The 14,306-nt window shown below is 66.0% G+C and carries 15 protein-coding genes; 13 read left to right on the top strand and 2 right to left on the bottom strand.

The genetic code is table 11. From position 1 onward, the window contains the following. Window positions 1-227 precede the first annotated feature (227 nt). From AB4Z27_RS26595 to AB4Z27_RS26560, 8 genes are all read left to right on the top strand, one after another. Entirely contained in the window at window positions 228-1,403 is a 1,176-nt protein-coding gene (locus tag AB4Z27_RS26595) for a branched-chain amino acid ABC transporter substrate-binding protein (protein ID WP_441592449.1), read from the top strand. A gap of 86 nt (window positions 1,404-1,489) precedes the next feature. Continuing rightward, window positions 1,490-2,419 carry a branched-chain amino acid ABC transporter permease gene (locus tag AB4Z27_RS26590; protein ID WP_092295344.1) on the top strand — a complete coding sequence of 310 codons (930 nt, stop codon included), beginning with the start codon at window positions 1,490-1,492 and terminating at the stop codon, window positions 2,417-2,419. Continuing rightward, the gene (locus AB4Z27_RS26585; protein WP_177219933.1) at window positions 2,406-3,614 is read left to right on the top strand and encodes a branched-chain amino acid ABC transporter permease; all 1,209 of its coding nucleotides are present in this window, start codon (window positions 2,406-2,408) and stop codon (window positions 3,612-3,614) included. Before AB4Z27_RS26590 ends, AB4Z27_RS26585 begins: the two co-directional genes overlap by 14 nt. Further along, window positions 3,611-4,393 (top strand): ABC transporter ATP-binding protein, encoded by a 783-nt coding sequence (locus tag AB4Z27_RS26580; RefSeq protein ID WP_092295341.1) that lies wholly within the window; start codon window positions 3,611-3,613, stop codon window positions 4,391-4,393. The genes AB4Z27_RS26585 and AB4Z27_RS26580 overlap by 4 nt, the downstream gene beginning before the upstream one ends. Then, window positions 4,390-5,103: an ABC transporter ATP-binding protein gene (locus AB4Z27_RS26575; RefSeq protein WP_092295338.1), complete on the top strand. Its 714-nt coding sequence runs from the start codon at window positions 4,390-4,392 to the stop codon at window positions 5,101-5,103. The genes AB4Z27_RS26580 and AB4Z27_RS26575 overlap by 4 nt, the downstream gene beginning before the upstream one ends. A gap of 32 nt (window positions 5,104-5,135) precedes the next feature. Continuing rightward, window positions 5,136-6,437 carry an amidase gene (locus tag AB4Z27_RS26570; RefSeq protein WP_441645667.1) on the top strand — a complete coding sequence of 434 codons (1,302 nt, stop codon included), beginning with the start codon at window positions 5,136-5,138 and terminating at the stop codon, window positions 6,435-6,437. A gap of 12 nt (window positions 6,438-6,449) precedes the next feature. Then, a complete protein-coding gene (locus tag AB4Z27_RS26565) occupies window positions 6,450-7,784 on the top strand; it encodes a M20 family metallo-hydrolase (protein ID WP_441592452.1) in 1,335 nt (444 codons plus the stop codon). A gap of 52 nt (window positions 7,785-7,836) precedes the next feature. Continuing rightward, on the top strand, window positions 7,837-8,430 hold the full coding sequence (locus tag AB4Z27_RS26560) for a helix-turn-helix domain-containing protein (RefSeq protein WP_441645666.1): 594 nt from the start codon (window positions 7,837-7,839) through the stop codon (window positions 8,428-8,430). A 4-nt stretch (window positions 8,431-8,434) separates the two neighbouring features. Here AB4Z27_RS26560 and AB4Z27_RS26555 read toward each other — a convergent pair whose 3' ends face one another. After that, entirely contained in the window at window positions 8,435-9,205 is a 771-nt protein-coding gene (locus tag AB4Z27_RS26555; RefSeq protein ID WP_092295326.1) for an IclR family transcriptional regulator, read from the bottom strand. A gap of 96 nt (window positions 9,206-9,301) precedes the next feature. Here AB4Z27_RS26555 and AB4Z27_RS26550 point away from each other — a divergent pair, with 96 nt between their 5' ends. The 5 genes from AB4Z27_RS26550 to AB4Z27_RS26530 all read left to right on the top strand — a co-directional run bounded on the left by AB4Z27_RS26550 (window position 9,302) and on the right by AB4Z27_RS26530 (window position 13,988). Beyond that, window positions 9,302-10,279, top strand: a complete 978-nt coding sequence (locus AB4Z27_RS26550; protein WP_441645665.1) for a Bug family tripartite tricarboxylate transporter substrate binding protein — start codon at window positions 9,302-9,304, stop codon at window positions 10,277-10,279. A 39-nt stretch (window positions 10,280-10,318) separates the two neighbouring features. Then, the gene (locus AB4Z27_RS26545) at window positions 10,319-11,002 is read left to right on the top strand and encodes an RraA family protein (protein ID WP_092295320.1); all 684 of its coding nucleotides are present in this window, start codon (window positions 10,319-10,321) and stop codon (window positions 11,000-11,002) included. Further along, window positions 10,999-11,946: an NAD(P)-dependent oxidoreductase gene (locus tag AB4Z27_RS26540; RefSeq protein WP_441645664.1), complete on the top strand. Its 948-nt coding sequence runs from the start codon at window positions 10,999-11,001 to the stop codon at window positions 11,944-11,946. Before AB4Z27_RS26545 ends, AB4Z27_RS26540 begins: the two co-directional genes overlap by 4 nt. A gap of 85 nt (window positions 11,947-12,031) precedes the next feature. Beyond that, on the top strand, window positions 12,032-13,015 hold the full coding sequence (locus AB4Z27_RS26535; RefSeq protein WP_255370841.1) for a Bug family tripartite tricarboxylate transporter substrate binding protein: 984 nt from the start codon (window positions 12,032-12,034) through the stop codon (window positions 13,013-13,015). A gap of 40 nt (window positions 13,016-13,055) precedes the next feature. After that, window positions 13,056-13,988, top strand: a complete 933-nt coding sequence (locus AB4Z27_RS26530) for an SMP-30/gluconolactonase/LRE family protein (protein WP_441645663.1) — start codon at window positions 13,056-13,058, stop codon at window positions 13,986-13,988. Here the strand turns inward: AB4Z27_RS26530 and AB4Z27_RS26525 are convergent. Then, window positions 13,965-14,306, bottom strand: a 342-nt coding sequence (locus tag AB4Z27_RS26525; protein ID WP_441645662.1) for a helix-turn-helix domain-containing protein, incomplete at its 5' end; no start/stop codon positions are given. The two genes, AB4Z27_RS26530 and AB4Z27_RS26525, sit on opposite strands and share 24 nt — an antisense overlap.

The raw sequence follows: 14,306 nt of genomic DNA, 5'->3' as shown, positions 1-14,306 counted from the left end.
CCCTGTCCTGGCGCCGCCGCGCGGCATATCCCCCCTCATTCCCCCCAAAAGTCCTACGGGTTATTGCCCGTTGCCCCATGGCACGCCTGTTGCATAGGATTCAAGTGACTTGAATTTGGTGCAGAGGACTTTCCTCGATGTGTTCCGGCGTATGGTCGGCGCCTTGCACCCGTTCGGTCAGGCGCCGGGCCTGCCGCCCGTTGGACATGTCTATATAGGGGAACAGAGTGCTGAAGAAGAAAACTGCGGCCGCCGCCGCGATTGCCGCCGCTGCCACGGGAGTGGTGCTGATGTCCGCGCCGGCGCAGGCAAAGGACGTCGTCAAGATCGCCTTTGTGGGCCCGCTGACCGGTGGCGTGTCGTCGATCGGCTTGGGCGGGCGCAATTCCGCTGACCTGGCCATCCGCCTGCGCAACGCCGATCCCAAGGCCAAATACACCTACGAACTGGTCGTCCAGGATGACGAATGCCGGCCCAACGTGGGCGTGCAGGTGGCCACCAAGATCGCCGCGGACAAGTCGATCGTCGGCGGCGTGACGCACTTCTGCTCGGCCGTGGCCATGGGCACCGTGGGTGTCTATAACCGCTTTGGCATGCCGGCGGTCGTCTGGGGCGCGGTGCTCCCCGAAGTCACGTACGGCAACAACTTCAAGGAGATCCATCGCGTCAACGGCACGATGATCAACCAAAGTGAAGTGGCGGCCAAGTTCATGACCGGCCTGGGCTACAAGAAGTGGGCGATCATTCACGACACCACCGATTACGGCAAGGGTCACAACAAATACTTCAGTGAATTCCTGAAGAAGGACGGCGGCACCATCGTCGGCACCTTCGGCGTGACCGCCGACCAGCAGGATTTCACGACCGAACTGACCAAGATCCGCGAACTGAAGCCGGACGTGGTCTATTTCGGGGGCCTGACGCCGCTCGGCGTCCGCATCCGCACCCAGATGGAGAAGCTGGGCATCAAGGCCCAGTTCGAAGGCACGTCAGGCATCAAGTCCGATGCCTATATCGAAGGCGTGGGCAAGCCCCTGTCCGAAGGCTCGCTGGCCTTTATCGAAGGGGCGCCGGTCGAGAAGCTGGCCGGCGGCCAGTTGTTCATGGAGCGCTATACGCAGCAGAAGTACGGCGAGCCGCCTGAAGCCTATGGTCCGTTCGCCTTTGTCGCTGCCAACCTGATCATGGATGCCGTCGAGAAGGTCGGCCCGGATCGCAAGAAGGTCCGCGACGTGCTGAACGGTACGAAGGACGTCGACACCATTATCGGCAAGGTCACCTTCGATGAGCACGGCCAGAACGTGGTGCCGCTGATCACCAAGTACGTCGTCGAGGACGGCAAGTGGGTGATCTGGGAAGACAGCGCCTACGCCAAGGGCAAGAAGAAGCTGGCCGGACTGTAAGCGTGGCGCCTGAGCCGGGCTCGCGCCGTCTGCGGACCCGGCCTGGCACTGCTGGACGGTCTATTCAGGCCATTCTGGGGATACCGATGAGTGTATTGGGACAGTACGTCTTCAACGGGCTGATGCTCGGCATGATCTACGCCATGGTGGCGGTCGGCTTCACGCTGTTCTTTGGCGTGCTGGACGTCATCAAGTTTTCTCACGGCGATGTGCTGATGGTGGGCGCCTTCGCAGGGCTTGCCGCATCGGCCGGCGTGTTGGCGCTGCATGTGGAYTCGCCGTGGCTGCAATTGCTGGCCATCGTGGTGTGCGCGATTGTCGTGACCGGCTTGCTGGGCGCCGTGATCGCCCGCTTCCTGATCCTGCCCTTGCGCAAGGCGCCGCCGCTGAACACCCTGCTGGCCACCTTGATGCTGGGTACGGTGCTGCGCGAAGCCGTGCGCCTGTTCTATCCGGATGGATCGAACCCGAAACCGTTTCCCGCGCTGCTGCCCACCACGGAGCTGTCGCTCGGCGCGTTGACGCTTCGCGCCGATAACCTGATCTTGCTGGCGGCAGGTGTCGCCATCATCATCGGCGTCCATCTGTTGATCACGCGCACGCGTTTTGGCATGGCCATCCGCGCCGTGGCACAGGACGGCGAGACGGCGCGCCTGATGGGCATCAACTTCGAAGTGGTGGTGCTGGTCACGTTTGCGCTGGGCTCGGCCATGGCCGCGCTGGCCGGCGTGATGAACGGCCTCTATTACAACGAGATCAACTTCAACGTCGGGCTGCTCCTCGGCGTGATCGGCTTCGCWGCCGCCATCCTGGGTGGACTGGGYAACCTGTACGGCGCCATCCTCGGTGGCTTCCTGTTCGCGGCGCTCCAGGTGCTGGGCAGTGCGACGTTGCCGGCGCTGGTGCCCGATATCCCGAGCGCCTACAAGGATGTCTTTGCGTTCGCCGTGGTCATCGTGCTGATGGCCTTCAAGCCGACCGGACTTATTGCGGAGAAAGCCAGTGAACGTGTCTGACAACGTCTCGAATCCACTGCCCCCTGCCGTGGTTGGCGCCGGTGGCAAGCAGCGCAGCCCGGCCGTGGTGCTGGGCATCGCGGCCATCGTCATCGTGGCCTACCTCTATCTGTTCCTGCACGCGGAATCGCAGCTCTCCGTGGCCGCGYTGCTGGCACTGGCCGTCGCAGCGACGGTCATCGCAGGCAAGTTCAAGGTCACGCGGGCCGTGGAGCAGGCTGCCGCCCGGCGGCCCGGGCTGTCGCGGCTATGGTCGGTCGTGGGCACGCTCGTGCTGATCGTGCTGTTCCACGAAAGCCATTTTGTCTTGCTGATGCTGTGCGCGGTGCTGTTGTATACCACTGCCTGCCTGGGCCTGACGGTGCAGTTCGGTTTCTCCGGTGTATCCAACTTCGCCGGCGCGGCGTTCTTCGGCATTGGCGCGTACGCCACGGCGGTGCTGGCCGCGCATACGCCCATCCCGTCGATCCTTGTGATCGTGCTGTCCGGCATCGCGGCTGCGGTCATCGGCTCGCTGCTGATCGCGCCGGTGTTGCGGACGCGTGGCCACTACGCGGCGCTGGTGACCATCGCGTTCGGCATCCTGTTCAAGACCTTTCTCGAAGTCAACGATGTGCTGGGCGGTCCGCAGGGCCTGCAGGTGCCCGGCATGACGCTGTTCGGCTTCCAGTTCAACGAAGGCTTGACGCTGTTCGGCATCGACGTGTCGTTCTACGCCAGCTACGCACTGCTGAGCCTGGCGATCTGCGCAGGCACCTTTGCGGTGGTCAAGGCACTGGAGCGCTCGTGGGTGGGGCTGGCCATGGACGTGGTGCGTACCGATGAAACCGCCGCTGCGACCTTCGGCCTCCATATCGCGCGCTGGAAAGTCATCGCATTCATGCTCGGCAACTTCTTCGCGGGCGTGGCGGGCAGCGTCTACGGCATGGTCACGGCGTTCGTGGCACCGAACAACTTCACGTTCGCCGACTCGCTGCTGATGCTGTCGATCGTCATTCTGGGTGGTCTGGGCAATGTCGTCGGCCTGATCCCGGCCGCCATCATCGTGCTGGTGCTCCCGGAGAAGCTGCAGTTCATCCAGGAGTACCGCTTCCTGTTCTACGCGGCGCTGGTCATCGCCATCCTGCTGTTCCGTCCGGACGGGCTATTGCCGCGCAAGATCCGTCTGTTCTTCCCGACCCAGGACGCCAAATGAGCGACGCGATGATCGAGGTACGCAATCTCACGATGCGATTCGGCGGCCTGACTGCGCTGGACAATCTCCAGCTCGACATCCGCCGCGGGGAAGTGCTGGGCCTGCTGGGGCCGAATGGCTCCGGCAAGACCACGTTCTTCAACGTGCTCACGGGCCTCTACAAGGCCAGCGCGGGCACCATCACGTACAACGGCGAGAACGTCATCGGCAAGACGCCGCAGGACATCTATCGTAGCGGCGTGGCGCGGACGTTCCAGCGCTCCCGCCTGTCGCTGCCCCTGACCGTCTTCGACAATATCGTGATCGGCGACTACCAGCACATGCAGCACGGGCTGGTGTTCAACCTGTTTCGACGCAAGGCATTCCGRGCCGAGTATGAACGCTATGTGGAATCTGTGCGCGAACTGCTGGGCATCTTCAGCCCTCCGCTGGTCAGTCGGCTATTCGAGCCAGTCGAGTCGTTCACGATGATCGACCGTCGCCGGATCGAGGTCTGCCGCGCCCTGATGAGCCGGCCACGGCTGCTGCTGCTGGATGAACCTTCGGCAGGCATGACCCATGACGAAACCCATGAGCTGATGGACGACATCCTCCAGGTGCGAAGCAAGTTGCAGGACTTGTCCGTCGTGCTCATCGAGCACGAAATGAACGTGATCGAGCGCATCACCGATCGGTGCGTCGTGCTGAACTACGGCAAGAAGATCGCCGAAGGCACGTACGCCGAGATCACCGCCGATCCCGACGTGCAGACGGCCTATCTCGGGGAGGAAGCCGCATGAGCGATAACACGTTGCGCGTGGAGGGCCTGAGCACGGGCTATGACAAGGTCAACGTGCTGCATGACGTCTCCATCGAAGTGCCGCCCGGCAAGATCACCTGCATCCTCGGGGCGAACGGCGCGGGCAAGAGCACACTGATCCGGGCGATCCTGGGCCTGACGCCCGCGCGCAAAGGCCGCATCCTGTGGGATGGCGTGGACATCGCMGCGGAGAAGACGCATAACGTCATCGCGCGCGGCATTTCCTGCATACCGGAAGGGCGCAAGGTATTCCCGCGCATGACCGTTGCCGAGAACCTGGCACTGGGCGCCTTCCTGGAGGCCGATCCGGCCAAGGTGCGGGAGCGCATCGCGCGCGTCTACGAGATATTCCCGCGCCTGCGCGAGCGGTCCGCACAGTTGGCCGGCACCATGTCGGGCGGCGAACAGGCCATGGTGTCGATCGGGCGCGGATTGATGGCGCAGCCGCGCCTGCTGGTCATCGATGAACCGTCGCTTGGCTTGTCGCCGCTGTACGTGAAGGAGAACTTCAAGGTCATCCAGCAGATCAACGAGCTGGGCATGACCGTGCTGCTGGTCGAGCAGAACGCGCGCCAGACGCTGGCGATTGCGCACCAGGGCTATGTGCTGACGCAGGGGCGCGTGGTGGCGCAAGGCTCGGCGCAGGCGTTGCGTGAGAATGACGAAGTGCGCGCCGCCTACTTTGGCTGAGTGCTGGCGGATCGATTCTGGAGACTGAAGCTTTGGACCAATATCTCGATCTTCCCGTGCGCGAACTGGTGGCGCGCATGGCCCGTCGCGAGCTGCGCGCGGAAACCGTCGTGCAGGCTGCGCTCGATCGCATCCGGGCGCAGGACGATGTCATCCATGCGTGGCAGCACGTTGGCGGTGAAGCGGCCATCGCGCAGGCGCGGCGTCTGGATGCCGGCACTGCGTCAGCGGCGCTGCACGGCGTACCGCTCGGCGTCAAGGATCTGATGGATACGGCGGATCTGCCGACGACATACGGATCGCCGATCTACGCGACGCATCGACCTGTGCTGGATGCCGCCSCCGTTGCACTGGCGCGAAGTGCTGGCGCGGTGGTGGTGGGCAAGACCGTGACCACGGAATTCGCGACATTCCAGCCGGGCCCCACGTGCAATCCACGCGCGCCCGTGAATGCCCCGCGCACGCCGGGTGGCTCSTCGAGTGGCTCTGCCGCCGCCGTGGCGGCTGGCATGGTGCCGCTGGCCTTCGGCACGCAGACCGCAGGGTCGATYATTCGGCCTGCCGCCTACTGTGGCGTGATTGGCTACAAGCCCACCCACGCGACGTTGCCGCTGGCCGGTATCAAACCGTTGTCGCCCAGCCTGGATACGGTGGGTGTGCTGGCCCGGCGCGTGGACGACGCCGCGTTGTTTATCGGTACGCTGGCACGCGATGTCTCGATTACGGAGGCTTGTGCCCAGGCACCGACCCCGTTGCGCGTCGGCATCGTCCGCACGYCGCACTGGGAGCGCGCGGGTGCCGATGCGCGTGCCGCGCTGGAGACGGCGGTACGGACGCTGCAGGGCCTCGGCGCGTCGATTCAGGATGTCGAGTTGCCCGTCGCCTGCCATGGTCTCACCGAGGCCCAGATGGACATCATGGCCTTCGAAGCCGTCGCCGCGTTCGCACCGGAAGCGCGCGATCGGGCAGCGGATTTCAGCGCGGCCTTTGCCAGGCAGCTCGAAGTGGGGSGTGCGGTGACGGGCGAGCGCTTTCGCGCTGCGCTGGCGCTCGCGGAACAGGCGCGCATGTCGCTGGCAGTGTCGCTGGAAGGATTCGATGTGGTCCTGGCCCCCAGCGCAGAAGGCGAAGCGCCCGAGGGCCTMGCCGCTACCGGCGACCCGATTTTCTGCCGCATGTGGACGCTGCTCGGTACGCCTTGCGTCCATGTGCCGACCGGAACGGGCGCTGGCGGCATGCCTGTCGGCGTGACAGTGACCGCGCCACGCCACGCCGATGCGCGCGTACTGGCCGTGGCACATCGTTTATCTCAGGCGCTGGCTCTGGCGGCCTGACACCAGGAGAACATGTTGAATCGCTTGCATCAGCCCGCCGAGGCCATCGTGGATAACACCGTACAGGCCCTCGCCGAACGGGCACAGGACCATGTCGACGCCAATCGCCTGGCGGCATCGCTCACCGCCTTGGCGCAGTTCGGCGGTCGTGACGACGGCGGCGTGTCGCGCGAAACGCTGACAGCCATCGACCTCGCGTCGCGCCGCCACCTCGTCGATCAGGCGCGCGCGCTGGGCTGCCAGGTCAGCATCGACGATTGCGGAAACCTGTTCTTCCGGCGGGCTGGTAGCGAGGATCTGCCTCCCGTGCTGACCGGGAGCCATGCCGATACCCAGCCGGTGGGCGGCAAGTACGACGGGGCGTATGGCGTGCTGGCCGGCCTCGAAGTGATCGCGGCGCTCAACGCGGCGGGCATCGAAACGGTGCGACCCATCGAGGTGGTGTCGTGGACCAACGAGGAGGGCAGCCGCTTTGGGCCCGGCGCGATGGGCTCCAGCGCCTTCGTCGAGCCGGCGCGGCTGGCCGGCTATCGCGATGCCACCGACCAGACCGGCGTCCGGTTTGGCGATGCACTGGACGCGGCGCTGGCCGCCAGTCCTGACGTGGAGCGCGTGCCGATGGCGCGACCGATGTCCGCCTGCGTGGAACTCCATATCGAGCAGGGCCCCGTGCTGGAGGCTGCCGCCGTGCCGCTCGGGGTCGTCACGGGCATCCAGGCGGTGCGATGGTTCCGCGTGGAGTGCGCAGGCACCATGGCACACGCCGGCACCACGCCCATGGCCGTGCGGCGCGATGCGATGGCAGTGGCCGTCGCCATCGCGCAGGACCTCTACGCGCTGGCCCCACGCGAACCGGGGGCACCGGGCGCGCCGGAACTGCGCCTGACGCTTGGCCAATGGGCGGTGGTGCCGAATTCGGTCAACACCATCCCGGGCAAGGTGACATTCACGGTGGACATGCGCTGCCTGGATGATGCCGCCCTCGATCGCGCCGAGGCCGCGCTGCGGCTGGCCTGCACGCGTCATGCCCCGGCCTCCGACGTAGCGATCACGCGCTTCTTCCATCGTGGCCCGACGTACTTTCCCGAATCCATGCTGGCGTCCATTCAGCGCGCCTGCGGGCGGGCGAGCCAGCTTGCTGGCCGAGCGCCGCCGATGCGGCTCACGTCCGGCGCCTTTCACGATGCCATGTACGTGGCCGATCATTGCCCGACCGCGATGATCTTCGTGCCGAGCAAGGACGGGATCAGCCACAACGCGGCGGAGGACACCGATGCCACGGACCTGTTCCTGGGCGCGCAGGCGCTGGCGTACACTGTCGCCGAACTGGCCTGCCGCCGGCCGTGACCRACCCCCGGTGCGCGTGGCGGCCCCTTTGAATACCAACCAACCAGCCCGCATGGCAAAGACCGCGAGCCCGATCCCGCAAGAGCCGGTCGACAGCAAGTCGGCCACCCTGACGCTTGGTGTCAAGCTGCGCCACGCGCGGCTGGTGGCCGGCTATACCTTATTGCAACTGGCTAACAAGGCCGGTTGCTCCGAGAGCCTGATCTCGAAGGTCGAGCGTGGCCTGGCCACGCCGTCATTCACCACGCTCCACCGGCTGGCSGTGGCGCTCGAYACCAATATCGGCGCGCTCACCAGCGAGGATGACGCGCACMAGTCGCCGATCCTCCGTCACGGCGAACGGCCCGTGATCCGTGTGGGTGGCGTGGCGCTCGAACGCGTGGTGCTGCCCAAGCGCGGCGGCCTGCTGCAGGCCAACATCCACATCGTCTGGCCCGGCGAAGCCAGTGACGGCCAGATCGAGCATCAGGGCGAGGAAGTCGGCTACGTGCTGGAAGGCAAGCTGGAGCTGATGCTGGGCGACGATATCTACCTGATCGGCCCGGGCGATGCGTTTACGTTCTCGAGCCAGGTGCCGCATGGCTACCGCAACGTCGGCGATGTCGTGGCGAAGGTGCTCTGGGTGAATTCGCCMGCGACGTTCTAGGCGRTCACGGGTGCCACGTCGCCGGCTTGTCGACGGGCATGGCCGGCCGTTGGCTGCCCGCCATGGCGTACGAAAGCTTGTTCGCTGCATCGACGACCGTCTGCGCGAGTTCCAGCAGCCGGTCTTCCCCCAGACGCGCCGTCGGTCCCGAAATACACATCGATCCCAGCAGCCGCCAGTGCAGTCCGAATACGGGCGCCGAGACGCTCGATACCTCCGCTTCGCGCTCCCCAAGCGACAAATGGAAGCCACGGCGCCGGATCGTTTCATAGAGGTCGCCGGGCTCCCCTGAGAAGGCGAGGATCACCCGGCCGGGCGATCCACTGTCGAGGGGCAGGGCCGCGCCAATCCGGACATGGTGCCGGATCGCCTGCGGACCTTCCACACGCACCAGACAGGTCCGCTGTCTGCCTTCGCGAACATAGAACGACGCGCTTTCCCCGGTCTTGATGGTCAATTCGCGCAGCACCGGCTCCACCACGTCCTGCACGTTGAAGGTCGCCTGGTAGCACGCGCCCAGCCAGCCGGCCGCACGCCCAAGCCGCCAGCTCCCGTCTTCCTTCTGCACCAGATAGTTGTCCGCCGCCAGCGTGCGCGCCAGCCGCAGCACCGTGGTCTTGTGGATACCCGTCCTGCGGCTCAGTTCCGCCAGGGACAGCTGCGGATCGTTGACTCCGAAGGCCTCCAGCACGCGCAGCGCCCGCGTGACCGCGATGACGCCGCTCGCGGCCTCCTCAGTACCTGCGGGGCTGATTTCATCACTTTTTGGGTTCATGGCACGAAACGCGTTGCGTGGTACGAAACGRCATTGTATGGCGTGAAACGTTCGACAACAATCCGTCTCACAACACAACGAGATTCGGAGACAGTCATGAGCGCGATTCGCCGCTGCATGTTCACCCTTGCCGTCACTTTGCTTGGCGCTGCCCACGTGGCGGCCGCCGCACCCGCCTATCCCTCCAAGCCGATTCGCGTCATCGTGCCGTTCCCGGCAGGCGGGGGCACCGACATCATCGCGCGGGAAGTGACCAACAAGGTTGCCATGTCGACGGGCTGGACCTTCGTGGTGGACAACAAGCCCGGCTCGGGCGGCAACCTGGGCGTGGACGCCGCAGCGAAGGCCCCCGCCGACGGCTACACCATCGTGCTGGGGCAGACCAGCAACCTTGCCATCAACCCCACACTGTTCAGCCATCTGCCTTATGACCCGGTCAAGGACCTGACGCCGATCAGCCTCGTGGCCAGCGCGCCGCTCGTCCTCGTGACGCCGGTCAGCTCGCCCTACAAGACCCTGGCCGATGTCATCAAGGCCAGCAAGGCAAAGCCGGGCGCGCTCAATATCGCCTCRCCCGGCAATGGCACCGTCGCCCATCTCTCGGGCGAGTTGCTGCAGAAGACGGCCGGCATCAAGCTGATTCACGTGCCGTACAAGGGCGCCGCCCAGGCGGTGAACGACCTGATCGGCGGTCAGGTCGACCTGTATCTCTCGTCGGTGCCGACCCTGCTGGCCCATATCAAGAGCGGCAAGCTGCGCCCGCTGGCGGTCACCTCGGCGAAGCGCGTGGACGATCTGCCCCAGGTACCCACCATCGCCGAGTCCGGCTACGCCGGCTTCGAGGCCTCGACCTGGTTCGGTTTCGCCGCACCGGCCGCCACGCCGAAGGACATCGTCACGCGGCTGAATGCCGAGTTCAACAAGGCGCTCAAGTCGCCCGATCTGGCGAAGAAGCTGAACGACCAGGGTGCGCTGGTCCTTGGCGGCTCCCCCGAGGCGTTSGGCACGCAGATCCGTCAGGACATCGCCCGCTGGGCTTCGATCATCAAGGACTCCGGCACCAAGCTGGACTAATCCTCCTCTCCCTTTCCCCTTGCCTACCGGAGCCAAGCCATGAGCCTGCCCAATATCAACCAATCGTTTGAACGCGTATCGGCCGCCGTTGTCGCCAAGGCCGCGAAATTCCARCCGGCGATTCTCGCCGACGTCGCGGGCCGCCGTGGCGCGCTGCATGGCCGCATCAAGGCCCTGCGCCCGAGCATGAAGCTSGCTGGTCCGGCCTTCACGGTCGAGGTTCGCCCCGGCGACAACCTGATGATCCACGCCGCGCTGGCGCTGGCCCAACCGGGCGACATCCTCGTCATCGATGGCAAGGGCGACCAGACTTCCGCGCTGATGGGCACCATCATGATGAACGCGGCACGCCAGCTCGGGCTGGCCGGCGTGGTCATCGACGGCGCCGTGCGCGACAGCATCGAACTGGAGGAAATGCAATTCCCCGTCTTCTCCGTGGGTACCAACCCGAACGGCCCGACCAAGGAAGTCGGCGGCCGCATCGGTCACCCGGTCTGCGTCGGGGGCGTGACGGTGTACCCGGGTGACTACGTCTGCGGCGATGCCGATGGCGTGGTGGTGGTCGAGCGGGACAAGATCGAGTCGCTGCTCGCCGCCGCAGAACACAAGGAAGCGGCCGAAGCCAAGCGGATCGCACAGATCAAGGAAGGCAATACCACGGCGCCGTGGCTGCTGGCCTCGCTGGTGACCGCCGGCGTGCTCAAGCAGGGAGAAACGCTGTGACGAGCCGGCCCGCCATCATCGTGACGGGGGCGGACCTGGCGCCCGAAGCCCTCGCCATCCTCCACGACTACACGATCGTCTTCGCCGGCAAGACCCCGCAACCCGCTGACCTGGTCGCCCTCGCGAAACAACAAGACCCGGTTGCCATCATCGTCCGCTACGGTAGCGTGACGGCCGAGGTCATGGATGCCGCCCCGTCACTGCGGGTGATCGCCAAGCACGGCAGCGGCACGGATACCATCGACAAGGTTGCCGCCGCAGCGCGGGGCGTGGAGGTGCTGGCGGCGGTCGGTGCCAATGCCGCCGCCGTGGCGGAGCATGCGCTGGCGCTGATGCTGGCCTGCGCCAAGTCGATCGTGCCGCTCGATGCGCGCATGCACGGCGGCCACTGGGACAAGGCCACGCACAAGAGTGTCGAACTGAGCGGGCGCACCGTGGGACTGGTTGGCCTGGGCACCATCGGGCTGCGCTTTGCGCGGATGTGCCACGCCATGGATATGCGCGTGATCGGCTTCGACCCGTTCGCCAGGAATCTGCCCGACTACGTGCGGCCGGTCGGACTCGAGGCGATCTGGGCCGAGTCCGACGTGATCTCGCTGCATTGCCCGCTGACGGACGACAATCGCAAGATGCTGGACGCCAACGTGCTCGCGCGCTGCAAGCGGGGCGTGATCGTCGTCAACACCGCGCGCGGCGGGCTGATCGACGAACCGGCCCTGCTGGCGGCGGTCCAGTCGGGGCAAGTGGCTGGGGCCGGGCTCGATAGCTTCGCCGTCGAGCCGATGACCGCGCCGCATATTTTCCACGGGCAACCGGGCGTGATTCTGACGCCGCACATCGGCGGTGTGACGGGTGCGGCCTACGTCAACATGGGCGTGGCCGCGGCCAAGAACGTGCTGGGGGTACTGAACCGCGAGCGGGAGCCGGCGYTGACGAAGGGCTAGCGGGCGGCTTCCAATCCGCGCAACACGCATGGCGACCCCGCCTGGAGCGGGGCGATCAAAAAGACACAGCAGTTTGGAGACACACATGACCACGCAACAACGCGGCGCCGGATGGCTGCCGCAACTGGTAATGGCGGCGCTCGCCGTCCTTTCGATGGGCGTGCACGCCGAGACCTGGCCGGCCAAGCCCGTCAAGATCGTCGTGCCCTATCCGCCGGGCGGCGCCGTTGATGCGGTCACGCGCAAGATGGCGCAGCGCCTGACCGAGCAGACCGGCCAGAGCTTCTTCGTCGAAAACAAGGCCGGGGCGACGGGCACCATCGGCGCGGTCCAGGTGGCGCGATCGGCGCCGGATGGCTACACGCTGTTGGCCAACGACACGACCTACGCGCTGCTGCCCCATATCTTCAAGAAGCTCCCGTTCGACTACGCCCAAGACCTGCAGCCGGTTTGCGCCTATGTATTCGCGCCGATGGGCGTGGTGGTCAAGGCGGACAGCAAGTTCAAGACGCTGAACGATCTGGTTGCCGCCGCGAAGGGGGCGGACAGCAAGATCTCCTATGGCTCGGGTGGCCCGGGGTCGACGCCCCATTTCGCCAGTGAGGCGCTMGGGCTGGCCGCCGGCGCGCACTTCATGCATGTGCCCTTCAAGGGCGCGGGCGAGGCGACCGTGGCGCTGCTGGGTGGCACCGTGGACTTCCAGATGGCCTCCATCTCGGGCGTGATCGGCCAAGTGCAAGGCAACAAGCTGCGCGTGCTCGCCGTGAGCGGCGACAAGCGCCTGCCGGCRYTGCCCGGTGTGCCCACGTTCGCCGAGGCAGGSGTGCGCGGCTATGGCGTCACGAACTTCACGGGTCTTTGGGCGCCGAAGGGCACGCCGGCGGATGTCCTCGCTCGCCTGCAGAAGGAAGTCGCCACGGCGATGGCGACGCCCGACATGCGCACCTACGCCGAGAGCATCGGGGCCGATGCCGGCTATTGGGACGCCGGGGCCTTCCGCAAGGAGATGGGGGCGCGCACGGCGTTCTGGGGTAAGGTCGCCACTGCGACCGGCTTCGAGAAGCAGTGACCGGGCGGACACCCTGCGCAACCCTCTTCAGGTAATCGACATGTTCCTCCTCACCCCGCCAACGATCCGCCAGCCAGCGCTGTTCAGCAGCCTGCCGGAGCGCTATCGCAAACGTCGYCAGACYGAWTGGTCCGAYGCCAACCAGGGGGGRCGGGCCATCGACTCGTTCCTCGAAGGTCCGGTCGTCGACGATGCGGGCAATGTCTACGTGACGGATATTCCCAACGGTCGCATCTTCCGGATCGACAACGGGGGAGGGTGGGAGGTGATCGCCGAGTGGGACGGCGAGCCCAACGGCATGAAGTTCATCGCTCCCGACCAACTGCTGGTCACGGACTACCGCAGCGGGCTGATGGTGGTGGAGACCCGCACGGGCGAGGTCCGGCCTTATCTGGCGCGCCGCAACACGGAAMGCTTCAAGGGCGTGAACGACCTGACGCTCGACTCGCAAGGCAACGTGTACTTCACGGACCAGGGCCAGACCGGCCTGCACGACCCTACCGGCCGGGTCTACCGGCTGACCCGCGAAGGCCGGCTGGACCTGCTGCTGTCCAACGTGCCGAGTCCCAATGGCATCGTCCTGTCTCCGGACGAACGTTTCCTGTTTGTGGCCGTRACGCGGGGGAACTGTGTGTGGCGGATGCCGCTGCTCGCAGACGGGAGTGTGTCCAAGACGGGGCAGTTCTTCACGTCCTATGGTCCCAGCGGACCCGACGGGCTCGCGATGGACCAGTCCGGACGCTTGCTGGTAGCCAACCCGGGGCTCGCCTACGTCTGGGTGCTGAATCACCGGGCGGAACCTGTCGAGGTGATTTGTGGCACCCCCGGCCACTCGTTGACCAACGTGGCGTTCGGCGGCCCGGCGCGCAAGACGCTTTACGTGACTGACTCCACCGCAGGCGAGATTCTCCGGGTCGAGATGGATGTGGCGGGCATGCGCTCGCCGCTGCTAGCGCCTGGCCTGCAGGAATGACGAGGGCGGCGCGCCCAGCGCCTTGCGGAACATCGTCGAGAACGCGCTCGGGCTGTCGTAGCCGAGATCGAGCGCCACCTCCGTGACAGGCGTTCCGGCCGACAGGCGCGACAGCGCGGCCAACAGGCACGCCTGCTGGCGCCATGCGCCGAACGACATCCCCGTTTGATGCTGGAACAGGCGCGCGAACGTGCGCGGGCTGCAGTGGAGCTGCCGCGCCCAGTCWTCGGCGGATGCGCCGATATCGGGGTGCGCCAGCAGTGCCGCGCAGAGCCTGGCGAGCGCCGGGTCGCGCGGCATCGGCGCAAACAGAAACAG

The sequence above is a fragment of the Cupriavidus sp. KB_39 genome (assembly GCF_052114485.1).
GTDB lineage: Bacteria > Pseudomonadota > Gammaproteobacteria > Burkholderiales > Burkholderiaceae > Cupriavidus.
This window is presented reverse-complemented; position numbering and strand designations above follow the sequence as displayed.

Coding starts and splice junctions, on each gene's coding strand:
- AB4Z27_RS26565 (WP_441592452.1), top strand. CDS start 6,450: ATGTTGAATCGCTTGCATCAGCCCGCCGAGGCCATCGTGGATAACACC.
- AB4Z27_RS26555 (WP_092295326.1), bottom strand. CDS start 9,205: ATGAACCCAAAAAGTGATGAAATCAGCCCCGCAGGTACTGAGGAGGCC.